General features: G+C 59.1%; 21 protein-coding genes. 8 read left to right on the top strand and 13 right to left on the bottom strand.

Annotated features, from left to right (window positions below):
• Window positions 1–398: 398 nt before the first annotated feature.
• From cyoE to CGA21_RS12940, 7 genes are all read right to left on the bottom strand, one after another.
• Window positions 399–1286, bottom strand: coding sequence for a heme o synthase (gene cyoE / locus CGA21_RS12970; RefSeq protein ID WP_007986830.1), 888 nt, complete (start codon window positions 1284–1286; stop codon window positions 399–401).
• Window positions 1287–1297: 11 nt separating this feature from the next.
• Entirely contained in the window at window positions 1298–1633 is a 336-nt protein-coding gene (cyoD, locus tag CGA21_RS12965; protein ID WP_102669136.1) for a cytochrome o ubiquinol oxidase subunit IV, read from the bottom strand.
• Entirely contained in the window at window positions 1634–2257 is a 624-nt protein-coding gene (locus CGA21_RS12960; protein WP_110746966.1) for a cytochrome o ubiquinol oxidase subunit III, read from the bottom strand. It abuts the gene before it with no gap.
• A 3-nt stretch (window positions 2258–2260) separates the two neighbouring features.
• Window positions 2261–4291 (bottom strand): cytochrome o ubiquinol oxidase subunit I, encoded by a 2031-nt coding sequence (gene cyoB / locus CGA21_RS12955; protein ID WP_046820451.1) that lies wholly within the window; start codon window positions 4289–4291, stop codon window positions 2261–2263.
• A 3-nt stretch (window positions 4292–4294) separates the two neighbouring features.
• The gene (gene cyoA / locus CGA21_RS12950; protein ID WP_110746964.1) at window positions 4295–5230 is read right to left on the bottom strand and encodes a ubiquinol oxidase subunit II; all 936 of its coding nucleotides are present in this window, start codon (window positions 5228–5230) and stop codon (window positions 4295–4297) included.
• Window positions 5231–6045: 815 nt separating this feature from the next.
• On the bottom strand, window positions 6046–6555 hold the full coding sequence (locus CGA21_RS12945; protein WP_033038505.1) for a disulfide bond formation protein B: 510 nt from the start codon (window positions 6553–6555) through the stop codon (window positions 6046–6048).
• Between the two features lie 107 nt (window positions 6556–6662).
• Complete coding sequence (locus CGA21_RS12940) at window positions 6663–7556, bottom strand: LysR family transcriptional regulator (RefSeq protein WP_188264307.1); 894 nt, start codon at window positions 7554–7556, stop codon at window positions 6663–6665.
• Between the two features lie 121 nt (window positions 7557–7677).
• Here CGA21_RS12940 and CGA21_RS12935 point away from each other — a divergent pair, with 121 nt between their 5' ends.
• A complete protein-coding gene (locus CGA21_RS12935) occupies window positions 7678–8613 on the top strand; it encodes a DMT family transporter (protein WP_188264306.1) in 936 nt (311 codons plus the stop codon).
• A gap of 22 nt (window positions 8614–8635) precedes the next feature.
• On the opposite strand, the gene CGA21_RS12930 is transcribed toward CGA21_RS12935, so the two are convergent.
• The 6 genes from CGA21_RS12930 to CGA21_RS12905 form a co-directional block, all read right to left on the bottom strand.
• Window positions 8636–9412 carry an ABC transporter substrate-binding protein gene (locus CGA21_RS12930; RefSeq protein WP_110746959.1) on the bottom strand — a complete coding sequence of 259 codons (777 nt, stop codon included), beginning with the start codon at window positions 9410–9412 and terminating at the stop codon, window positions 8636–8638.
• Window positions 9413–9703: 291 nt separating this feature from the next.
• Window positions 9704–10156, bottom strand: a complete 453-nt coding sequence (gene moaE / locus CGA21_RS12925) for a molybdopterin synthase catalytic subunit MoaE (protein WP_110746957.1) — start codon at window positions 10154–10156, stop codon at window positions 9704–9706.
• A 3-nt stretch (window positions 10157–10159) separates the two neighbouring features.
• Window positions 10160–10402, bottom strand: a complete 243-nt coding sequence (gene moaD / locus CGA21_RS12920) for a molybdopterin converting factor subunit 1 (protein ID WP_020796856.1) — start codon at window positions 10400–10402, stop codon at window positions 10160–10162.
• Window positions 10399–10872: a cyclic pyranopterin monophosphate synthase MoaC gene (moaC, locus tag CGA21_RS12915; RefSeq protein WP_020796857.1), complete on the bottom strand. Its 474-nt coding sequence runs from the start codon at window positions 10870–10872 to the stop codon at window positions 10399–10401. Before moaC ends, moaD begins: the two co-directional genes overlap by 4 nt.
• Before the next feature lie 142 nt (window positions 10873–11014).
• Window positions 11015–12409, bottom strand: a complete 1395-nt coding sequence (locus tag CGA21_RS12910) for a PhoH family protein (RefSeq protein WP_020796858.1) — start codon at window positions 12407–12409, stop codon at window positions 11015–11017.
• A gap of 336 nt (window positions 12410–12745) precedes the next feature.
• Window positions 12746–13870, bottom strand: a complete 1125-nt coding sequence (locus tag CGA21_RS12905; RefSeq protein WP_188264305.1) for a polysaccharide deacetylase family protein — start codon at window positions 13868–13870, stop codon at window positions 12746–12748.
• 254 nt (window positions 13871–14124) lie between these two features.
• On the opposite strand from CGA21_RS12905, the gene yaaA reads away from it, so the two are divergent.
• From yaaA to algG, 7 genes are all read left to right on the top strand, one after another.
• The gene (yaaA, locus tag CGA21_RS12900) at window positions 14125–14904 is read left to right on the top strand and encodes a peroxide stress protein YaaA (RefSeq protein WP_110746953.1); all 780 of its coding nucleotides are present in this window, start codon (window positions 14125–14127) and stop codon (window positions 14902–14904) included.
• A gap of 820 nt (window positions 14905–15724) precedes the next feature.
• Window positions 15725–17041, top strand: a complete 1317-nt coding sequence (locus CGA21_RS12895) for a nucleotide sugar dehydrogenase (protein WP_188264304.1) — start codon at window positions 15725–15727, stop codon at window positions 17039–17041.
• 168 nt (window positions 17042–17209) lie between these two features.
• Window positions 17210–18691, top strand: coding sequence for a mannuronan synthase (alg8, locus tag CGA21_RS12890; protein WP_110746949.1), 1482 nt, complete (start codon window positions 17210–17212; stop codon window positions 18689–18691).
• 36 nt (window positions 18692–18727) lie between these two features.
• Window positions 18728–19897, top strand: a complete 1170-nt coding sequence (locus CGA21_RS12885) for an alginate biosynthesis protein Alg44 (RefSeq protein WP_110746947.1) — start codon at window positions 18728–18730, stop codon at window positions 19895–19897.
• Between the two features lie 138 nt (window positions 19898–20035).
• Window positions 20036–21415: an alginate biosynthesis TPR repeat lipoprotein AlgK gene (gene algK, locus CGA21_RS12880; protein WP_110746945.1), complete on the top strand. Its 1380-nt coding sequence runs from the start codon at window positions 20036–20038 to the stop codon at window positions 21413–21415.
• Complete coding sequence (locus tag CGA21_RS12875; RefSeq protein ID WP_188264303.1) at window positions 21412–22902, top strand: alginate export family protein; 1491 nt, start codon at window positions 21412–21414, stop codon at window positions 22900–22902. Before algK ends, CGA21_RS12875 begins: the two co-directional genes overlap by 4 nt.
• A 26-nt stretch (window positions 22903–22928) precedes the next feature.
• On the top strand, window positions 22929–24533 hold the full coding sequence (algG, locus tag CGA21_RS12870; RefSeq protein WP_188264302.1) for a mannuronan 5-epimerase AlgG: 1605 nt from the start codon (window positions 22929–22931) through the stop codon (window positions 24531–24533).
• Window positions 24534–24535: the final 2 nt, after the last annotated feature.

The raw sequence follows: 24535 nt of genomic DNA, 5'->3' as shown, positions 1-24535 counted from the left end.
TCCCACAGGGGGTCGGGGCTGCACTCAAAAGGGGCGATGACGCAGATCCAATGTGGGAGCGGGCTTGCTCGCGAAGAGGCCATCACATCCAGCATCAAGGTCGCCTGACACACCGCTTTCGCGAGCAAGCCCGCTCCCACAGGGGATCGGGGCTGCACTCAAAATGGGCGACGATGCAGATCCAATGTGGGAGCGAGCCTGCTCGCGAAGAGGCCATAACACCCCGCATCAAGGTCGCCTGACACACCGCTTTCGCGAGCAGGCTCGCTCCCACAGGGTATCGGGGCCGCATTCAAAACGGGCGACGCGAAGGCGGCAACACTGTCCAGCAGAATCAACCCAACAAAAAGCCCCGCTCTTCTCTCGAAGGCGGGGCTTTTCTTTACAGCGTCCGACGCTTAAGGCGCGTACGTCAGCAGCAACTCGGTCGGCACTTTGAAGTCCAGGGACATCATCACGCTCAACGCGGTAATGGTGAAGATCGAGAACACGAACAGCTTGCGTGCCCAGACCGTGTCATCCACTGCCTTGTAGCCGGTCCAGGCCATGTACAGCCAGTACATGCCCATGGCCGCGGCGACGGCGAGGTAGCTCATGCCGGCGTAGCCGCTGAAGGTCAGCATCAGGGTCGCCACGAGGAAGGCCAGGATGTAGATCAGGATGTGCTTCTTGGCCACCTGGATGCCACGCTTCACTGGCAGCACCGGGATCGATGCGGCCAGGTAATCGTTGAAGCGGAAGATCGCGATGGCGTAGGAATGCGGCATCTGCCACAGGCTGAACATCACCAGCAGGGTCAGCGCGGCCATGTCGAAGGTGTTGCTCACCGCGACGTAGCCGATCACCGGCGGCATGGCGCCCGACAGGCTGCCCACCAGCGTGCCGTGAACCGACTTGCGCTTGAGGTACAGGCTGTAGAAGCCGACGTAGATCACGAAGCCGATGACTGCGAACAGTGCGGCCAACGGGTTGGCCACCTTGTACAACAGTGCAACGCCGGCGACACCCAGGACGGTCGCATAGATCAGCGCCAGTTTCAGGGAGATGAGGCCCTGGACCAGCACACGGTTCTTGGTGCGTTCCATCTTCAGGTCGATGTCACGGTCGATGCAGTTGTTGAACACGCAACCGGAGGCAACCACCAGGGACGTGCCGATCATGGCGGCCAGGAAGATGGCCAGATCGACATGCCCTTTGGAGGCCAGGAAAAATCCGCCTGCCACAGAAAGCACGTTACCGAAAATGATCCCCGGTTTGGTGATTTGGATAAAGTGCTTGAGGGACATGCGGACTTACCTCACTTCGCCATCATGAACGTGTGGATGCTGAACATGATCCACAGCGACAGGCCAACCAGCAGGACGATCACGATCGCGGCGAACACAAACGCAATCACGTTGTTACGCTGCGCGGCCGAACGGTCCAGGTGCAGGAAGTACACCAGGTGCACCAGCACCTGGACGATCGCGAACGCGAGGACGATCAACAGGGTGATCGACTTCGGCAGCGTCGGGTACATCACCAGGCCGAATGGAATGACGGTCAGGATCACCGACAGGATGAAGCCGATGGCGTACGACTTGTAGCTGCCGTGACCGGCGTCGTCGTGGCCATGGGAATGTGCATTAGCCATTTACATAGTCCCCATCAGGTAAACAACGGTGAATACGCAGATCCACACGACGTCCAGGAAGTGCCAGAACAGGCTCAGGCAGCTCAGGCGGGTCTTGTTGGTCGACGTCAGGCCATGCTTGTTGACCTGGTACATCATGATCGCCATCCAGATCAGGCCACTGGTCACGTGCAGACCGTGGGTGCCGACCAGGGTGAAGAACCCGGACAGGAAGCCGGAACGGCTAGGACCGAAGCCTTCGGAGATCAGAACGTGGAACTCGTTGATCTCCATGCCGATGAAGCCGGCGCCGAACAGGAAGGTCATGGCCAACCAGCCCAGGACCTGCTTCTTGTTGCCACGGTAGAACGCCAGCATGGCGAAGCCGTAGGTGATCGAACTGAACAGCAGCAGAGCGGTTTCGCCCAGTACGTATGGCAGTTCGAAGATGTCGTGGCCCGACGGGCCACCCGCTACGTTGTTAACCAGTACCGCGTACACCGCGAAGATCGACGCAAACAGAATGCAGTCGGTCATCAGGTAGAGCCAGAAACCGTATACGGTCATCTCGCCCGAGTCGTGGTGGTGGTCATCGTGCCCATGGTCACCATGGGCGTGTCCAACATTGGTCACTAAGTTCGACATGGTTTAAGCCTGTTCCAACGAGGTTTCAACACGGGTGGCGGTGGCCGGGATCTTCCCTGCCGCTACCAGACGCTTGTGCTGCTCGGCTTCGATGCGCTCGATCGTTTCAACCGGGACCATATAGCCCTGGTCGTCACGTGCAGCGTGGATCGCGAAGTAGACGACAGTGCCTACCAGGCTCGCGATAGCCAGCCACCAGATGTGCCAGATCATCGCGAAACCGAACACGGTCAGCAGAGCACCCATGACCACACCGGTAGCGGTGTTGTTTGGCATGTGGATCGGCTCGTACTTGGCCGGAGCCTTGTACGCGGTGCCGTTTTCCTTGGCTTCGGTGAACGGGTCGATGCAGTCAGCCTTAGGCAGCACGGCAAAGTTGTAGAACGGAGGTGGCGACGAGGTCGACCATTCCAGAGTGTGGGCATTCCACGGGTCACCGTGTTCGCACATGTTCTCTGGCTTGTTGCGGTCACGCACACTGACGTACAGCTGGATCAGTTGGCAGGCGATACCGAAGGCGATCATCACCGCACCGAACATGGCGACGTACAGGTACGGCACCCACTCAGGGTTGGTGGTGGCGTTCAGACGACGGGTCATGCCCATGAAGCCCAGTGCATAGAGCGGCATGAACGCGACGAAGAAGCCGGAGATCCAGAACCAGAACGCTGCTTTACCCCAGCCTTCGTGCAGCTTGAAGCCGAACGCTTTCGGGAAGTAGAACGCGAAACCTGCGATGTAGCCGAATACCGCACCGCCGATGATCACGTTATGGAAGTGCGCGATCACGAACAGGCTGTTGTGCAGAACGAAGTCAGCACCCGGGATGGCCAGCAGTACGCCGGTCATGCCGCCGATGGCGAAGGTCACCATGAAGCCCAGGGTCCACAGCACCTGGCTGGTGAAACGCAGACGGCCCTGGTAGATGGTGAACAGCCAGTTGAACAGTTTCACACCCGTCGGGATGGAAATCAGCATCGTCGCCAGACCGAAGAAGGCGTTGACGCTGGCACCCGAACCCATGGTGAAGAAGTGGTGCAGCCAAACCATGAAGCCCAGTACCGAGATCGCGCCCGAAGCGTAGATCATCGAGTGGTGGCCGAACAGTTTCTTGCCGGTGAAGGCCGAGATCACTTCCGAGAAGATGCCGAATGCCGGCAGGATCAGGATGTAAACCTCAGGGTGGCCCCAGGCCCAGAACAGGTTGACGTACATCATTGGATTGCCACCAAGTTCATTGGTGAAAATGTGGAAATCCATGTAACGGTCGAGGGTCAGCAGTGCCAGGGTAGCGGTCAGGATCGGGAACGAAGCCACGATCAGGACGTTGGCCCAGGTGCAGGTCCAGGTGAAGATCGGCATGTCCATCAGCTTCATGCCAGGGGTACGCATTTTCAGCACGGTGGCCAGGAAGTTGACCCCCGTCAGCGTCGTACCTAGCCCGGATAGCTGTAGCGCCCAGATGTAGTAGTCCATCCCCACGCCAGGGCTGTATTGCAGGCCCGACAGCGGCGGATAGGCAACCCAACCGGTCTTGGCGAATTCGCCGACGCCCAGGGACAGGTTGATCAGCACCACGCCGGAAACCAGCAGCCAGAAGCTCAGGGAGTTCAGGAACGGGAAGGCAACGTCACGCGCGCCGATCTGCAGCGGCACTGCAAGGTTCATCAGGCCGGTGAAGAATGGCATCGCCATGAAGATGATCATGATCACACCGTGGGCGGTGAAGATCTGGTCATAGTGTTCAGGTGGCAGGTAGCCAGGCGAACCCTCGGTGGCCATGGCCAGCTGGGTACGCATCATGATGGCGTCGGCAAAACCGCGCAGCAGCATGACCATGGCGACGATGATGTACATCACGCCGATTTTCTTGTGGTCGACCGAGGTCAACCACTCGGTCCACAGATAGGTCCACTTCTTGAAGTAAGTGATACCCGCGAACAGTGCCAGACCGCCGAGCGCGATCATGGCGATGGTCACCATCACGATCGGCTCGTGGAATGGGACCGCTTCCCAACTTAATTTACCAAACATCGTTTACTCCTCTGCCCCGGCAGCTGAATGCGAGTTCATGTCCGTAGCGGCCACTTCTTTCTCTTTCTTCTCGTGCTTGACCTTCGGACCAGGTTTCATGCCTTCGTACTTGTCGACGATGATCTGGAACAGGTTCGGCGTCACCGAGGAGTAGAGCTCGACTGGGTTGTTCTGGCTCTGCTTGGAAAGGGCTGCGTATTCAGCTTGTTCAAGCTGTTTAGGTGCCTTTTTGACTTCACTTACCCAGGCGTCGAAATCTTCCTGGGAAGTTGCGATCGCTTTGAATTTCATACCGGTGAAACCGGCACCGCTGTAGTTGGCGGAGATGCCTTCCATTTCAGCGTTGCGGTCAGCGATCAGGTGCAGCTTGGTCTGCATGCCCGCCATCGCATAGATCTGGCCACCCAGGCCCGGGATGAAGAACGAGTTCATCACGGCGTCGGAGGTGATCTTGAAGTTGATTGGCGTGTGCGCCGGGAACACGATCTTGTTGACCGTGGCAATGCCTTGTTCCGGGTAGATGAACAGCCACTTCCAGTCCAGTGCGACCACTTCGATGGTCACAGGCTTGACGTCGGATTCGATCGGACGGTACGGGTCCAGCTCGTGGGTCGACTTGTAGGTGATGTAACCCAGGGCAATGATGATCAACACCGGAACAGTCCACACCGCGATCTCGATCTTGGTGGAGTGGTTCCATTTAGGCGTGTAGGTCGCCTTGGTGTTGGATGCGCGGTATTTCCAGGCAAACAGGAAGGTCATCACGATGACCGGGATCACGACCAACAGCATCAGCAGCGTTGCGGTGATGATCAGGTTTCGCTGTTCCAGGCCAACCTGGCCCGTGGGATTGAGCAAGGTCATGTTGCAGCCTCCCAGCAACAACGTGCCGAGCAGCGGCAATAAGCCTAGTAGTCTGGGGTACCTGTTTTTACTCATCTCACGACCTCTAAAGCAGCTTGCGCAATGCAGTTGGGTTTTGATCGCCAACACTTCACCCTGCCAAGGGTTGGCATTTTTCTTGGATTGAATAAGGGCTTGCCCGTCGAGCGTCAGAGGCGTTTCGACAAATCCTGGGCCAGCAGTGAGTTCTTATTCGAATTCGTGGTCAAAGGCCTTGTTACAGCCCAATTCCATTTGGTGCGGATAGTTGGAGGCACCGACACCTGGGCGTCGCATCAAGCCCGAAGGCCTCTCGACACCCTCGTGCCATTCATGCACCAGAGCCAGGGTGAGCAGTGCCGGGAATTCAGTGCGGGCGATTGTAGATATGTAGCGTTTTATAAACCATGTCTTATCCCGAAATAATTTTTATCCCAGCCCGCAACAATCCTGACCCAATTCTGTAAAAGTGGCGCATCTTATCGAAATTGATTCTCAACAAAAACACCAAAAAAAGTAGGGCTACCACCCACAATTCAGACAGTATCGAAGGCGCGGAAACGACCCTGAATGCCGCCCTGGCCCCGATGAGACAAGGGCTTTGGCAAATCGCCACGACCTGTTAAAACTGCCTGATTCCTTTTGGCCCGGCGAAAAACCGGCGGCACTCTAACACACCAATTTCATTACAGGAGACTGCACCAATCCGGTACCCGAAAGCGCGCTGCGACACTCGCGATGTGACAACATGTCGCAGACTTGTCGCACCCCTGATTGCCGTGCATCAGGGTGTCCTTGCCTGCCCCCTGAAACGCAAAAACGCCCCGGTCCTCTCATCGAGGACCGGGGCGTTTGGCATCATTCGGATGACTTCAGCGCAGCGCCTTGCGATTGCGCAGCGTCAGCAGCGGCACCAGCACCACCACCAGCACGAAGGCCAGCAGCGCCCATTGCGCCAGGGACAACCCCAGGATCGGCGGGTAAGGCGTGGAGCAGAAACCGTCTACCTGGAAACCCAGTGGGAAGATCTTCGCCAGCGGCAAGCCGTCGACGATCGGTTGCAGCACATCGATGCCGCAACTGACGGCCGGATAGAACTGCGTGTAGACGTGGTGCCCGGCCACCGCGACGCCCGCCAGGGCACAAATGACCACCAGGGTCTCCAGCACCGTGATGCTGCGTCGGGTGCGCATGGCCGCACCGATGAAGGCGAAGAGCGCGATCAACAGCAGCGCGTAACGCTGCAGGATGCACAACGGGCACGGGGCCTCGCCCAGCACCACTTGCATATACAACGCACCGCCGATCAACGCCAGGCAGATGATGCCCAACAGCACCAGATAGCGCCGCTCACGGCCCAGACGCATCGTTTCCTCGCTCATCGTGTTTCCCTTTTGACTTTCGATTGCCCGCCAGTTTACACGCTGGCCTTGACCTTTGAGAGCCTGGCGCGTGTAAGCGGGTATCGTGGGAATAGACGACAGGTCGGTTAAGAAGACATTAACTGTAACGACCCTGGCCCCTCGAACTCGGCCTGCAACAACTTAACAAACGCCTCACGCGCCGGGTGCCGACCCGCGTTCTCGTGCCAGTAAAAAAGGTTGTCGATGCTCGTCAGTTCCGGGAATTCATATCCCTGGCAGCCTGCGCCGAGACAGTACTGCTCATAGATTCCACGGGGCACCAGCGAGACGCCGGCACCGGCACTGACACAGCCAACGATGGTGCCGTAGCTGGCGATGCTGACAATCGGTTGCACCTGGTCATGGCGCAACAGCCACTGCTCCAGCGCGAAACGGTACGGGCAGCCCGGGGGCCACATGAAAATCGCCTTGCCCTGCAGGTCCGCCGCCCGGCGCAAAGGCCCATGGGAGGCGGACGCGATGAGAATCAGGTCTTCGCGGTACATCACTTCCCTCTGCAGTCCGCTGCGCTCAACGTTCACCGCCACGAACGCCCCATCCAGCCGACGATGTTGCGTGTCGTCGAGCAATTGAGCCCAAGTGCCGGTGCTCAACTCCAGCATCACCTTTGGGTAGAGCGCGTGGTACTTGGCCAATAGTCGCGGCAAGCGTCCCGTGGCACTGGACTCGATGGCACCAATGCGCAATGGACCGCTTGGCGCACCGTCGGAGGCCAACGCCCTGCGCGCTTCCTCGGCCAGGCCAAGGATTTTCGTCGTGTAATCGAGAAACACTTCCCCGGCGGGCGTGATCCGCAATCCTCGGCCATCGCGAGAAAACAGCGGCGTACCGAGTTCACGCTCCAGGGACTTGAGGCGTGCGGTGATATTGGACGGTACGCAATGCAGCACCTCAGCCGCACGCGCAATGCTGCCCAGATGGTGAACCGTGTTGAACATGCGCAGCTGGGACAGTTCCATAACTCACCCAAAGTGAATACTTGAGTCAGTTTAAGTCACTTGTAGTGAATCTGGATGGTTTTGATAATTCGAGCGAGAGCCATCCAGTCACACCTTCACACTTTGGGGAATCAGGCAGCCTATGGATTTTATTCAGCGCAAGATCCAGTCTTTCGCCGAAAGCCCTGGCGCAAGAATCGTCCTGGCGGCTTTTTTCGTCATCCTTTGCTGGGCCTATTCGCCCATTGGCATCCACATCGGGTTAGAGGCTTACCAGCCCGGTCATCTGGCGCTGATCCGCTTTCTCATCGCCTCGACATTCATGGCCGGGGTCGCAGGGGTAATGGGTATTTCCCTGCCTCGCCTGAAAGACCTGCCGCTGTTGGCTGTGCTGGGATTCTTTGCCGTGAGCCTGCACCACATCGCCCTCAACTTTGGCCAACGCGGGGTCAGCGCCGGCGCCGCGAGTGTCCTCGCACAATCCACGCCGCTGTTCAGCACGTTACTGGCGCATTTCGTGCTCAAGGAGCGCGTCAACCACTGGCAATGGATCTGCGTGCTGGGCGGTTTGCTCGGTGCCGCTGTCGTGGTTACGGGGGATCGTGGTTTTGGTGAACTGGACGCCCATGGGTTGCTGATTCTGCTGGCGGCATTGTCCTGGAGTCTTTATTTCGCCCTGCAAAAACGCCATTCCCATCGCTACGACGGGCTGACAATGGTGTCCTACACCCTTTGGTCAGGCACCACTCTATTACTTATGTATGCACCGGGGTTGTGGAGTGAAGTGCAGAAAGCCCCGGCATCGGTCAATCTGGCGGTGCTCATCCTGGGGATTTTCCCCAGTGCCCTTGCTTACTTCGCCTGGGCATACGTACTGGCGCACAGCAGCGTGAGCCGCGCGTCCATTTCGCTTTACCTGATACCGCCCACTGCCATGCTGATGGCCTCGGTGGCCCTGGCTGAACGTCCTTCGATCATGGTCGTCATCGGGATGATCATCGTGCTGACGAGCGTACTCGCCCTCAACCTGAAACCATCAAAATCCAGGGAATCTGCAGCACACCGGGGGCTTTCGTGAGAAAGCCCCCGGGAGCGATCGTTCAGTCGCCGTAGATATCGGACTTGAAGTACTGCTGCGAAATCTTCTGGTACTCGCCATTGGCGCGAATGCCGTCGATGGCGGCGTTCAGCTGTGATACCAGCTCGGTGTTACCCTTGCGTACCGCAATCCCGGCGCCCTCACCCACGTATTTCGGGTCCTTGAGCTCCGGGCCGGCAAATGCGTAGCCCTTGCCGCGCGGCATCGACAGGAAGTCGTTGAGCGGAATGGTGTCGGCAAAGATGGCGTCGAGACGACCGGCTGCCAGGTCCATGTAGATCTCTTCGTTGTTGCTGTAGCGCTTGACGTTGATGCCCTTGGGTTCAAAGACTTCGGTTGCATAACGGTCGGTGGTGGTCGCCCGTTGCACACCAACGGTCTTGCCCTTGAGGCTGGCGTATTGATCATCCACGACTGCGCCTTCCTTCATGACCAGGCGCGACGAGGTGAAGTAGTACTTGTGGGTGAAATCCACCGACTTCTTGCGGTCTTCGTTGATGGTCATCGACGACAGCGCCATGTCGATTTTCTTCACTTTCAAGGATGGAATCAGGCCGTCGAACTCACCCTCGACCCACACGCACTTGACCTTCATCTGCGCGCACAGGGCATTGCCGATGTCGTAGTCGAAACCGACGATTTCGCCTTTGTCGGTCTTGGAGGCGAACGGCGGGTAGGCCGCTTCGATGCCGATACGCAAGGTTTTCTCGGCGGCAAACACGCTGCTGCACGCCAACAAGCTGAGGGCCAGACCGGTGATGAGGGGGAATTTCTTCATGTTCGTTCTCTCGCGGGTTGTTGTTGGTTTGGCAAGATGGAAGAAGAGCAGAAACGGGAGAAGCCTTTTTTGTACTTATAAATCCATACTGGACTTTTATGTATTAGGCGTCAATCGGGTAAATGCGGGGTGCGCCGGCCGATGGTCGGGTGGCTTTCTGGAAGTTCTCAGGTGCAGCGAATGGCCCCTTCGCGAGCAAGCCCGCTCCCACAGTTGACCGAAATGGTCGGATGTGGGAGCGGGCTTGCTCGCGAAGGGGCCGGCAAAGCAGGCCAATAAATACCAGTCTATTTAATGCTTCCAGCGATCCGCCGCCGCATGATCGCTGTCACGCCCCTCGACCCAACGCGGGCCGTCGCTGGTGTTTTCCTTCTTCCAGAACGGCGCACGGGTTTTGAGGTAGTCCATGACAAAGGCGCAGGCGTCGAATGCCGCCTGGCGGTGGGCGCTGGCGGCGCCGACAAAGACAATGGGTTCGCCGGGCTCAAGGGCACCGATGCGATGCAGCACCTCCAGCTTGAGCAAGGGCCAGCGCTGCTCGGCCTCGGTGGCGATCTTGCCGAGGGCCTTTTCGGTCATGCCCGGGTAGTGTTCAAGGAACATCCCGGCGACATCCAGGCCATCATTGAAGTCGCGCACATAGCCGACAAAACTCACCACTGCCCCGACGCCGACATTGGCGTCGTGCATGGCGTTGACTTCTGCACCGGGATCGAACGCGGTCGATTGCACGCGAATGGCCATGGCTCAGCCCCCGGTCACGGTGGGAAAAAACGCCACTTCATCGCCATCGCTCACCGGCTCATCGAGCTGGCAGAGGTCTTCGTTGCGAGCGCACATCAGGTTTTGCTCACTCAATACCTCGGCCCCCTCACGCTGGGCCAACAGTGCGCGCACGTCATCGACGGTGGCGAAGTCGCCTTGAACCTTCATCGAGTCCAACCCCAGCGCTTCACGATATCGAGCAAAAAACTTCACGGTGACGTTCATGATGGATCCGCCTGAAAATGACCGCTCTTGCCGCCGACCTTTTCCAGCAGCCGTACGCTTTCAATGGTCATGCCACGATCCACGGCCTTGCACATGTCATAGATAGTCAAGGCGGCGACACTGGCAGCCGTCAGCGCTTCCATCTCCACCCCGGTCTGCCCGGACAATTTGCAGCGCGCGACGATGCGGACGCTGTCCTCGCCTTCGGCACTGAGTTCTACCTTGACTCCGGTCAGCATCAACGGATGGCACAGGGGGATCAGGTCGCTGGTTTTCTTCGCCGCCTGAATGCCGGCAATGCGGGCCACGGCAAACACATCGCCCTTGGGATGACCGCCGCTGACGATCATTTGCAAGGTTTCGGGCAGCATGCGCACCAGCGCTTGGGCCGTCGCTTCACGGAACGTCACGGCTTTTTCGGTGACGTCGACCATATTGGCGCGACCTTGGGAATCGAGATGAGTCAGCACGGGGTTACTCCTGATCAGGAGTCCCGATTGTAAACCTGTGGGTCAGATTTCCGCACGCGAGATTATCGGATCACCACAATGGGGAATTGTGTCGGGCCTGAAAAACCGGGCGGCTTTTCGGGCCGCCCGGTCTGGGTGAAGGTTACAGATGCGATTCGGCGTATTCGGCCAGGATCGAACGTGGCACCCCTTGCAGGGTGATGTGCACCCCGTTGGGGAAATCCTTGAAGCGTTCAGTCAGGTACGTCAGCCCGGAGCTGGTCGCGGACAGGTAGGGGGTGTCGATCTGTGCCAGGTTGCCCAGGCACACCACTTTGGAGCCGGCACCGGCACGGGTGATGATGGTTTTCATCTGGTGCGGTGTGAGGTTCTGGCATTCGTCGATCAGGATCAGGCTCTGCTGGAAGCTGCGCCCGCGAATGTAGTTGAGGGATTTGAACTGCAACGGCACTTTGCTGAGGATGTAGTCGACGCTGCCATGGGTGCTTTCGTCATCCATGTGCAAGGCTTCGAGGTTATCGGTGATGGCGCCCAGCCAAGGCTCCATTTTTTCCGCTTCGGTGCCGGGCAGGAAGCCGATTTCCTGGTCCAGGCCTTGCACGCTGCGGGTGGCGATGATGCGGCGGTAGCGCTTGCTGACCATGGTCTGCTCGATGGCCGCGGCCAGCGCGAGGATGGTTTTACCCGAGCCTGCGGCACCGGACAGGTTGACCAGGTGGATGTCCGGATCAAGCAAGGCATACAGCGCCAGGCTCTGATAGATATCACGCGGCTTCAGGCCCCAGGCTTCCTGATGCAGCAGCGGTTCCTGGTGCAAGTCCAGGATCAGCAGCTTGTCTTCCTCGATCTCCTTGATCCAGCCGACGAAGCCCTGCTCGTCGATGATGAATTCGTTGATATGCACGGCTGGCAGATTGTCGATCAACTGCACCTGGTGCCAGGTACGACCGTGGTCCTGACGGGTCTCGACCTTGCTTACCCGGTCCCAGAAGGAGCCGCTCATGTTGTGGTAGCCATTAGGCAACAGCGACACGTCGTCGACCAACTGGTCGGTGCTGTAGTCCTCGGCCGCGATCCCACAGGCACGCGCCTTGAGGCGCATGTTGATGTCTTTGGTGACCAGCACCACGGGCTTCTTCGGCTCGCGTGCGTGCAGGTCGATCAACTGGTTGATGATCCTGTTGTCATTCAGATGCTCAGGCAGAACGATGTGGGGTTCAGCCTGCTTGCTCATCAGAATTGACAGCAATCCCTTGGGCCCGCTCTTGCCCCGCTGGATCGGCACACCCTGCTCGACGTCCTCGGGTGAAGCATCACCCAGGGTCTTGTCGATCAGCCTGATGGCCTGGCGGCATTCGGCGGCAACGCTGTGATGCCCGCTCTTGAGCTTGTCGAGCTCCTCAAGCACGGTCATCGGGATCGCGACGTGGTGTTCTTCGAAGTTAAGCAGCGCGTTTGGATCGTGAATCAATACGTTGGTATCGAGTACATAAAGGATTGGCTGGTTGGAAGAAGAGCTACGTCCGTGATCATCCATACTCGGTCACCTTTGTCAGAGCCAGTGGACGCAATACCTGGGCGGTGCTGCGCCTCGAAGTGACTACCGAATACACCTGCGGGGACTCAAGTGTTCTGCCTACATGCGGGGTCTTGGGAGACGCCACCTGTGTTGCAGGTTTCGGCGGTCTGTCTTCGTAATACTCCAAAACCCATGACAGAAAAAAGCACTTTGACGCTTTTTTGAAGTTTATTTTGCAGAGTGACGAAAAGCCCTTGGCGGACTGCCATCACTTGTTTACAGTCGGAGATCAACCTGCAGCAAAACCCCCTCAAAAATCGCCTTTTACCCAATATTTCCGGGCTTTGGCGGTTTTCAGCGAAATCCTTCCTGACAGTCTTCCCAACCGATCCCGCTTTGCGCCGTTTGCGTGATCAGCCAGGGCAACGCCGTTTTCACCCCGTCCTGTTTCACATTGAAATTGATTACCCCATGGCGCCACAGCAGCATCAGGGTCAACACCCGTTGCACACTCTGGCTGCCCTTGAGCTTGCCCGCGCCGTCCTGGGCATCGATATCCCACAAGGCGACCTGCAGCCCCTGGGCCTTGAAGAAAGCGCCGGCGTCGGCGCGACGCTGGCCGTCGGGCGGGCGAAACAGGGGGACGAAGTTCTCCGGCAGTTTGTTCTTGGTCAGCTCGACGCTGCGGCGTACCGAGTCCTGCCAATCCTGCCAATGGCTGTGGGAGCGAAACTCCCAGCCCTGGACACCGACGCACTGGGTTGACCAGGTTGCTTGCAGACGGGTCCCCGGGCGCTCGCCCAGGCGCGCCTGGAGGTCCTTGCCGAGCACGAAGAACGTGCCGCTGAGGTTGGCCTTGCGCAAGTACTCGGCAACCCAGTCGGTATTGTCCGGCACGGCATTGGCGGCGCTGTCGAACGTCAACAGGAACAGCCGGTCGTGCATCGCGTCGCCATTGCGCTCATAGTCTCCAAAATGATCGACTTCACTGCTGGTTTGCGGAAACAGCGCCGCCTTGCGCAGTTGCTCATCCAGGTACTGGGTGTGGAACAGGCGACTCGGTTCGGCCCAGCGTATGTAGTAGCTGTCTTCGCTGAGCTGGAACTTGCCCGCCTGCTCGCGCAAGGTGGCCATGTCCTCGACCAGGAAACAGAAGGAGGCGTCCTGGTCGCAGCTCTGTTGCGCGAAGTTGTAGTTGGCCAACAGGCGTTGCCATAGACGCTGGCGAACACGATTGACCGACTCCAGGTTGATCGTGCGCAGGCCCAGGCGTTGCGCCAGTGCCGCTTCGTCCAGGGACTCACTGGCCAGCAGAGCACGGGCGAACATGAGGATTTCGGCACGCGACGCGACATCGAACAGGGTCGGGTTGTCGAGTTTTTCCGGCCAGGTGCTGCGATCCAGCGTGGCCACTTCACCCGGCGCCGCCATGACGCCGAAGCTCAGCAGCCAGGCGCTGAGCAGAAAAACGATACGCAATGGGATGTCTCCATAACAAAACCCGGGCGGCACTATATCGCGGGAAGATCAAAAGATCGCAGCCTCGCTTCGCTCGACAGCTCCTACAGGAATGCATGTTCCGATTTCACGCCAACGCGGTCCCGTAGGAGCTGTCTCGCGAAGCGAGGCTGCGATCTTGTCCCATGACACCACCGATCACCTATCACACCCATAGCTGGAGTCAACGATGACAACCCCCTAGAATCGCCGCCACGATTAAAGGAGACGACTTCATGCTGATGGTGATTTCCCCCGCCAAGACCCTTGATTACGAAACACCGCCGGCGACCCAGCGCTTCACCCAGCCGCAGTACCTTGACCATTCGCAGGAACTGATCCAGCAATTGCGCGAGCTGACCCCGGCGCAGATCAGCGAGTTGATGCACGTTTCCGACAAAATCGGCGGGCTCAACGCCGCCCGCTTTGGCAGTTGGACACCCGCCTTTACCCCGGCCAACGCCAAGCAGGCTTTGCTGGCCTTCAAAGGCGACGTCTACACCGGGCTCAATGCACAAACCTTCAGCGAAGCCGACTTCGACTACGCCCAGCAACATCTACGCATGCTTTCCGGCCTGTATGGCCTGCTGCGCCCCCTGGACCTGATGCAACCGTACCGCCTGGAAATGGGCACCAAACTGGCCAACGCCCGGGGCAAGGACCTGTATGCCTTCTGGGGCACGCGTATCAGCGAGTGGCTGAATGAAGCCCTGGCCGATCAGGGCGATGACGTCCTGCTCAACCTGGCCTCCAACGAGTATTTCTCGGCGGTCAAGCGCAGCGCCTTGAAGGCACGCATCATCAACACCGACTTCAAGGACCTGAAGAACGGTCAGTACAAGATCATCAGCTTCTACGCGAAAAAGGCCCGGGGCATGATGAGCCGCTTCATCATCGAAGAGCGCATCAACGATCCGGCAGACTTGAAAGAGTTTGACGTTGAAGGCTATCGGTACAGTGCCGAACAGTCTAAACCAGACAGTCTGGTGTTCCTGCGCGACCACACTTCAGAGTAAGCAACTGATCGGTGCGCGACTTCCTGAACAGTCGCGCACCGATGCCTGATCGTCCGACAATCCCCCGCCCCATTCGTCGATCCTTTGACGCCAAAAAACCAACAGTCGATTTGCTAACTTTTGTTTCACTGGACGTCAGTGATTTTTTTTGTAGTGGCACTGAAATTTTTTCTCAGTAGTGGCACAAAACTATTAGACCGGACACTGAGCCAATATATAAAGGGCCAAACCGCAAGTGCTATCAATATGAGAGCAGTGCCATCTTTCTCAATATTTCAAGAAACTTCAGAATTCGCGATGGGTGGGCTGGAACTATGTCCAAATGCGTAGCTCATACCACCTGTAACGAATCTCTCAATGCGTGTACGAGATAACTTACGCAGAGAAGAGATCCACACAGCCAAGTTGTCATATTAACTTTGGCAGACTGATCTCTGATTTGGGCAACACATTAAGGACTGGAGATACGCATATCACTATCCCTTACAAGGCCAAGGCTGCGCCCCCTATAAACGTGCTTCCCTGAGCACCCAACCGCTTGATTTACAGGCCTCATGGCCTGGCTTTGAGCGCGCAAGACCTTTGCCCATTGTCTTCTGACTGGAAGACCGGCTGCATGGCAAGGCACATCAGAATAATAAGGCCTAGTTGCGCACATTTTGAGTGAACTGTTTAGACACTCGAAACTTTGAATGCCTGCACGCGACACTGTGGCGCCTATAAGCCGTAGTTGCCCGTGCACTATGACCGCTGAACACCCTTAACTTCGGCCAATTAATGGCTTGATGAAAACAGGCTTGATAATAGAGAGGTAATTGCGATGCGCATCAGCATATTTGGTTTGGGTTACGTTGGCGCAGTGTGCGCCGGTTGCCTGTCTGCACGGGGCCATGACGTCGTTGGCGTCGATGTTGCCAAAGACAAGATCGATATGATCAACGCCGGCAAATCGCCGATCGTTGAACCGGGCCTGGGCGAACTTCTGGCGCAGGGAATCGAGACTGGCCGTCTGCGCGGCACGACCAACTTCGCCGAGGCGATTCGCGATACCGACCTGTCGATGATTTGCGTCGGCACGCCGAGCAAGAAGAACGGCGATCTGGAACTGAACTACATCGAGGCCGTGTGCCGCGAGATCGGTTTTGTCCTGCGCGACAAGACTACCCGTCACACTATCGTGGTCCGCAGCACCGTTCTGCCGGGCACCGTGGCAAACGTTGTCATCCCGATTCTCGAAGACTGCTCCGGCAAGAAGGCCGGTGTCGATTTCGGTGTCGCGGTCAACCCTGAGTTCCTGCGCGAAAGCACCGCGATCGCCGACTACGACCAGCCGCCAATGACCGTCATCGGCGAGTTCGACAAGGCCTCGGGCGACGTTCTGCAATCGCTGTACGAAGAACTCGACGCGCCGATCATCCGCAAGGACATCGCCGTTGCCGAAATGATCAAGTACACCTGCAACGTGTGGCACGCCACCAAAGTGACCTTCGCCAACGAGATCGGCAACATCGCCAAGGCCGTCGGCGTCGATGGTCGTGAAGTGATGGACGTGGTTTGCCAGGACAAGACCCTGAACCTGTCCCAGTACTACATGCGCCCAGGCTTCGCCTTCGGCGGCTCTTGCCTGCCCAAGGACGTGCGTGCCCTGACCTACCGCGCCGGTTCCCTGGACGTCGAAGCACCGCTGCTCAACTCGCTGATGCGCAGTAACGAGTCCCAGGTGCAGAACGCCTTCAACATCGTCTCCAGCCACGACAAACGCAAAGTCGCGCTGCTGGGACTGAGCTTCAAGGCCGGCACCGACGACCTGCGCGAGAGCCCATTGGTTGACCTGGCAGAAATGCTGATCGGCAAGGGCTACGACCTGAGCATCTACGACAGCAACGTCGAGTACGCCCGTGTTCACGGTGCGAACAAGGACTACATCGAGTCGAAGATCCCGCACGTCTCGTCCTTGCTCAATTCCGACTTCGACGCGGTGATCAACAACTCCGACGTGATCATCCTCGGCAACCGTGACGAGAAATTCCGCGCCCTGGTGCAGGACGTCCCGCACGGCAAGCAAGTGATCGACCTGGTCGGCTTCATGTCCAAGGCCACCACCGAGGCTGGCCGGGCTGAAGGCATTTGCTGGTAACCGGCGGGTTGTAAGCGCTTCAAGCTGATCGCCAGCAAGCCGGCTCCTACAGATCACCGCAAATCTGTAGGAGCTGGCTTGCCAGCGATGGCGTACCTGAGATCGCCATCGCCGACAAGCCGGCTCCTACGGGGCGCGAGACTTGCAACTGACTTTAGGATTCCGATTATGCACAGGCTAAAGCACGGCCTACTCCAGGCCGCCGGTTGGCTGTTTTATCTAAGTTTACTGATGGGCATCGCCATGGCGCTGCCTGTGTCCACGTTCGACTCCGAGTCGAAGGACTTCATTTTCCTGATCGGTATCGTCGGTATCTGGCGCTACTCGATGGGTGCCACGCACTTCCTGCGCGGCATGCTGTTCCTGTACGTGGTCTACCCGCACCTGCGGCGCAAAGTGCGCAAGCTGGGCAAGGCGGCGGACCCGTCCCACGTATTTTTGATGGTGACCAGTTTCCGTATCGACGCCCTGACCACCGCGCAGGTCTACAGCTCAGTGATCCGCGAAGCGATCGACTGCGAGTTGCCGACCACCGTGGTCTGCTCCATCGTCGAAATGTCCGATGAACTGCTGGTCAAGAGCCTGTGGAGCCGGATGAATCCGCCTGCCCGGGTGAAGCTCGACTTCGTGCGCATTCCCGGCACAGGCAAGCGCGATGGCCTGGCTTTCGGTTTCCGCGCCATCTCCCGTCACCTGCCGGACGACCGCGCCGTGGTGGCCGTGATCGATGGCGATACCGTGCTCGGCGAAGGCGTCGTGCGCAAGACCGTGCCGTGGTTCCAGCTGTTCGGCAACGTCGGTGGCCTGACCACCAACGAATTCTGCGAAGTGCGCGGCGGCTACATCATGAGCGAATGGCACAAGCTGCGTTTCGCCCAGCGTCACATCAACATGTGCTCGATGGCCCTGTCCAAGCGCGTGCTGACCATGACCGGGCGGATGTCGGTATTCCGTGCCACCGTGGTCACCAACCCGGAATTCATCGCCGACGTGGAAAGCGACTCGCTGCAACACTGGCGCCTGGGTCGTTTCAAGTTCCTCACCGGCGACGACAAGTCCAGCTGGTTCAGCCTGATGCGCCTGGGCTACGACACCTTCTACGTGCCTGATGCCGCGATCAACACCGTCGAGCATCCGCCGGAAAAGAGCTTTATCAAGGCCAGTCGCAAGCTGATGTTCCGCTGGTACGGCAACAACCTGCGGCAGAACTCCCGCGCACTCGGCCTGGGGGTCAAGCGCCTCGGTGCGTTCACATCCGTGGTGCTGTTCGATCAGCGCGTGTCGATGTGGACCTCGCTGCTGGGCCTGACCGTGGCGTTGATCGCCAGCTTCAAGTACGGCACCGCGTTCATCCTGGTGTACCTGCTGTGGATCGGCATCACCCGCTTGATCCTGACCCTGCTGCTGTCGTGCTCCGGCCACCGGATCGGTCCAGCCTACCCAGCGATTCTCTATTACAACCAGATCGTTGGCGCACTGGTGAAGATCTACGTGTTCTTCCGCCTCGACCAACAGTCCTGGACTCGCCAGCCCACTGCCCTGACCCGTGATCTCGCCAGCTTTCAACGTTGGTTCAACACCTGGTCGTCTCGGACCATGACCTTCTCCGCCGGCAGCATCTTTGTCGCCGTGCTGCTGATGATGGTCTGACCGCCCCCTTTTTGAATTAACCAGGAAATCGCCTTTATGAATACCGCCGTCAACGCCAACGTAGTGCACGAATCCGAAGCCCAGCGCCAACATGCACGGGTGAAAATCCCGGCCAAGCTGCGTTTCTTCGGCCCTGACCGGACCCCGGTCGAGGCGCGAGTGATCGACCTTTCCGCCGGTGGCCTGGCCTTCAACGCCGGGCAACTGCCACTGAAAGTCGGCGACAAGTACAAGGCCCGTCTGCAATTCGTCATCGACAACCTTGGCCTGGCCATGGACGTGGAATTGCAGGTGCGCTCCTTTGACCGCGAGACCGGTCGCACCGGTTGCCAGTTCCAGAACCTGGAGCCGCAAGACATTTCGACCTTGCGCCACCTGATCACTTCGCACCTGGCCGGCGACATCGTCACCATCGGCGAAGTGCTGGCGACCCTGCAGCGCGACAACTTCACCAAGGCGCGCAAGAACAAGGATGGCGGCCACGGCATGACCCCGTTCGGGCGCATGAAAGCGGTGACCTTCAGCCTGGGGATTTTCGTCGTCGGCCTGGCGGCGTTCGGCTTCATCTTCAAGTCGGTGTACGGCATGTACTTTGTCAGCCACGCCCAGGCGGGCATTGTCAGCGTGCCGGGCGTGAACATCACCATGCCCCGCGACGGCACCGTGCAGAGCCTGGTGAAAGCTGATGGCGTTGCCGCCAAAGGCGCGCCGCTGGCAACCTTCAGCACCAGCATGCTCGACGTGCTCAAAGGTCACCTGGAAGACGATCAACTGGCCCCGGCCAAGGTTGCAGAACTCTTCGGCAAGCAAATGACTGGCACCCTGACGTCGCCGTGCGATTGCACCGTGGCCCAGCAAATGGTGTCCAACGGTCAATACGCCAGCAAGGGTGACGTGATCTTCCAGCTGGTGCCACGCAACACCGAAGCCAACGTCGAGGCGCGCTTCTCCTATCGCCAGTTCAGCGACGTATTGCCGGGCACCCCGGTGCGCTTCCAGATCGCCGGCGAAGACAAGACCCGCACCGGCAAAATCGTCAGCAGCACCAGCCTGAAAAGCGCTGACCTGTCCTCTGACATCCGCGTACTGATCCAGCCTGACGAAGCCCTGGGCAGCAACCTGGCCGGCCGTCCCGTGGAAGTTAACAGCGACCGTGGCCCTAACCTGAACTGGCTGATCGACAAAGCCATGGCTGCTGGTCTGTAACCGGAGGACATGCCTGTGACGATTCCACCAATCCTCAGAACTCCAAAAGCCCTGTGGGAGCGAGCCTGCTCGCGAAGGGCTCAGCGCGGTCTGTCTGATGCACCAAGTGGTCTGCTTCGCGAGCAGGCTCGCTCCCACATGGGATCTCTGTGTGCAGTAGCATTGGCAGTTAGCCTGGCGGGTTGCGCCGGCCTGCCCGACCAGCGCCTGGCCAACGAAGCGCTCAAGCGTGGCGATACCGCCACCGCGGCGGCGAACTACCAGCAACTGGCGGACCTGGGCTACAGCGAAGCCCAAGTCGGCCTGGCCGACATCCAGGTCGACAGCCGTGACCCGGCGCAGATGAAACAGGCCGAGGCGACTTACCGCGCCGCCGCCAGTGTTTCACCGCGCGCCCAGGCACGTCTGGGTCGCCTGTTGGTGGCCAAGCCTGGTTCAACCGAAGCTGAACAGCACGAAGCCGAAGGTCTGTTGAAAAAGGCATCGGCCGCCGGTGAAGGCAACACCCTGATCCCATTGGCGATGCTGTATCTGCAATATCCGCACAGCTTCCCCAACGTCAATGCGCAACAGCAGATCAGCCAATGGCGCGCCGAAGGCAAGCCGGAAGCGGGTCTGGCGCAGGTGCTGCTCTATCGCACCCAGGGCACCTACGACCAGCATCTCGATGAAGTCGAAACGGTCTGCAAAGCCGCGCTCAACACCACCGACATCTGCTACGTCGAACTGGCCACGGTTTACCAGAAACAAGGTAAACCGGAAAAACAGGCCGAGCTGATCAAGCAGATGCAGGCGGCGCACAGTCGCGGCACCGTCTCCGCCCAGCGGGTGGACAGTGTGGCTCGCGTGCTCGGCGATGCGAGCCTGGGCAAGACCGACGAAAAAACCGCGCAGTCGCTGCTCGAAGAGATCGCCCCCGGCTACCCCGCTTCCTGGGTCAGCCTGGCGCAACTGCTCTACGACTTCCCGGAACTGGGCGATGTCGACCAGATGATGAAGTACCTGGACAACGGCCGCGCCGCTGACCAACCGCGCGCCGAGCTGCTGCTGGGCAAGCTCTACTACGAAGGCAAGATGGTCCCGCCCGACGCCAAGGTCGCCGAGGAGCACTTCCAGAAAGCCGTCGGCCGCGAAGTCGCCGCCGATTACTACCTCGGCCAGATCTATCGCCGTGGCTACCTGGGCAAGGTCTACCCGCAGAAGGCCCTCGACCACCTGCTGACCGCTGCGCGCAATGGCCAGAACAGTGCCGACTTCGCCATCGCCCAACTGTTTTCCCAAGGCAAAGGCACCAAGCCTGACCCGCTCAATGCCTACGTGTTCAGCCAACTGGCCAAAGCCCAGAACACCCCGCAAGCCACCGAGCTTGCACAAACCCTCGAAGCCCAACTGCCACCTGCGCAGCTGGCCGAGGCCCAACGCCTGTTGAAACAGGAACAGTCCGTTCGCGGCAACTTGAGCCAGAACACGCTGCAACTGCACGCCCTGCAAGAAGAAGACGGCGAGGAATCCCTATGAAGTTGAATCCATTCATGAAGGCCGGTATCGGCCTGACGTTCGCGCTGATCTGGTCCTGCCCGACACTGGCCGCGATGACTGAAGAAACCAAGAACTACGGCCTGGACGTGAAAATCACCGGCCAGTCCGAGGACGACCGCGACCTTGGTACCCAGAGCGGCGGCGACGTCAACGGCCTGGGCCTCGATCTGCGCCCGTGGGTCTATGGCGAGAGTGGCGCGTGGAGCGCGTATGCCATGGGCCAGGCCGTGACGTCGACGGACATCATCGAGACCGACACCTTGCAGGAGTCCGCCAGCGATGGCACGCAGAATACCGACAACAGCGACCGCAAAACCAAGAAGAACTACCTGGCGATGCGCGAGTTCTGGGTCGGCTACAGCGGCTTCACGCCCTACCCCGGCGAGATCCTCAAACTCGGTCGCCAGCGTCTGAACAACGATGACGGTCAATGGCGTGACACCAACATCGAAGCCCTGAACTGGACCTTCGACACCACGCTGTTGCGCGCCAACGCCGGTATCGCCGAACGCTTCAGCGAGTACCGTACCGATCTCAAGGAACTGGCACCCAAGGACAAGGACCGCCTGCACGCCTACGCCGATGCCGAATACCAGTGGACACCAGGTCATTGGGCCGGCATCCGCGGTCATCACACCCACGATGACGGCAAGCTGGACTACGCGCAGCCAGGGGTTCCCAGTGATTCGCTGGACAAGAAACAGAACGGCGACATCAGCTGGCTGGGCCTGCAGGCCAACAGCGACGCCTATAACTGGCGCAACACCAACACCTTCAACTACTGGGGCAGCATCACCGGCATGAGTGGCGACCGCGATACGGTCAACCCGCTGAATGCCGATGGAACCGCCCCCGCGCAACCCAAGAGCAGCGGCAATGTCGATGGCTGGGCTACCGACCTCGGCGTACGCCTGCGCCTGGATCCGCAATGGCAGGTCGGTGCCGCCTACGCCCGTGCCAGCGCCGATTACGAACAGAACGGCCTGGAAAGCAACCGCTCGAACTACACCGGTACCCGCTCGCGGGTGCACCGTTTCGGCGAAGCCTTCCGTGGCGAAATGAACAACATGCAATCGGCCACGCTGTTCGGTTCATGGATGCTCAACGACGAATACGACGCCAGCCTGATCTACCACAAATTCTGGCGTGTCGACGGTAACAAGCCGATCACCAGCGACGGCATTGACGCGGTGCAGAACAACACCGACGACGTTACCGGCGCCGTACTGTCCAGCACCTCCCTGCCGCTCAACGATGGCGACAAAGACCTCGGCCAGGAAATGGATCTGGTCGTCACCAAGTACTTCAAGCAAGGCCTGTTGCCGGCGGCGTTGAGCCAGAAGATCGATGAACCTTCGGCCCTGGTGCGCTTTCGCGGCGGTGTGTTCAAACCGGGCGATGCCTATGGCAAAGAAGTCGATTCGTACATGCACCGCGCGTTCATCGACGTGGTCTGGCGCTTCTGATGCACATTGCGAAGGGAGTCTCCCAGATGAATCATCAAGCCATGAAAGGCTCGATCAGCCTGTTGGCCGGCGCGTTGCTACTGGCCAGCGCGGCCAGCTTCGCCAACGCAGCGCAGGCCAATGTGGAGTCGGCGGCGCCTCAAGCAACCAAGTCGGCCACCATGGCCAAGGGACTGCAACACGCCAGGACCTACACCGTCAGCAGCGCGCCGGTCGCGCCGCTGGAGTTGGCCAAGCCTAAACTGCCGGACACCTCGGGCTACACCGCCGAGGCGATCGCCGCGAAAATCGTGCGCAAAAAGGTCGGCAAGATCAGCGTGCGCCGGATGATGCAAGAGAACGCCCTGAAGGACTTCATCGGTGGCGACAACAAGATGGCCGAGTGGGTGGTGCGTCAGCACGGCATCCCACAGGCGATCTTCGTCGACGACGGCTACATGAACCTCAAGGACCTGGCCAAGAAGCTGCCCAAGCAGTACCTCAGCGAAACTTCGCCGGGCGTATTCCTGGCCAGATTGCCGATCGTCGTGGGTGAGAAAGGCATCCTGGAAATCGACCAACAGACCCAGGAACTGCGCCTGTCCCAGGAGGCCGGGTCGTTCCTGGTCAACGACGGCCAGTTGTTCGTGCGCGATACCAAGGTCACTGGCTGGAGCGAGAAGGCGAACGGCCCGGCGGCCTTCAAGTCGCCCAAGGAATTCCGCCCGTTCCTGCTGGCCTGGGGTGGCACCGAGACCTACATCGCCAACAGCAAGATGGCCAGTTTCGGCTACGCCAACAGTAAGTCCTACGGTGTGAGTATTTCCCAGTACACGCCGAACATGGCCAAGGTGCTCACGCGCCCTGAACCGACCGGCTGGATCATCGGTTCCGAGTTCTCGGACATGTGGTACGGCTTCTACTGCTACGAAACCCGCGATTTCGTGGTCAAGGGCAACACCTACAAGGACAACATCGTCTACGGCATTGACCCGCATGACCGTTCCCACGGCCTGATCATTGCCGACAACACGGTGCATGGCACAAAGAAGAAGCACGGGATCATCATTTCCCGTGAGGTCAACGACAGCTTCATCTTCAACAACCGCAGCTACGACAACAAGTTGTCGGGCATCGTGATCGACCGTAACAGCATCAACAACCTGATCGCCTACAACGAGATCTACCAGAACCACACCGACGGGATCACCCTCTACGAGAGTGGCGACAACCTGCTGTGGGGCAACAAGGTGTTCAGCAACCGTCGCCACGGCATCCGCGTGCGTAACAGCGTGAACATCCGCCTCTACGAAAACGTTGCCATGGCCAACGGCCTGACCGGCGTCTACGGCCACATCAAGGACCTGAGCGACACCGACCGGGACATCAAGCTCGACCCGTTCGACGCCCAGGTGTCGCTGATCGTGGTCGGCGGCGAACTGGCGGCCAATGGCAGCGGCCCGCTGTCCATCGACTCGCCGTTGAGCGTCGAGTTGTATCGCGTGTCCATGCTCGCGCCGAGCAAAACCAGCGGCATCAGCTTCACGGGGATTCTTGGCGAACGCCAGGATGAAATTCTCGACCTGCTGGTGCGCCAGCAGAAAGCCGTGCTGATCGACCCTGTCGAACGCCAGACCGAAATGCGGGACTGAGG

Source organism: Pseudomonas sp. PSB11, from assembly GCF_014596605.1.
Lineage (GTDB): Bacteria > Pseudomonadota > Gammaproteobacteria > Pseudomonadales > Pseudomonadaceae > Aquipseudomonas > Aquipseudomonas umsongensis.
Note: the sequence above shows the minus strand (reverse complement) of the source record. Positions and strands in the feature narration are given on the sequence as shown.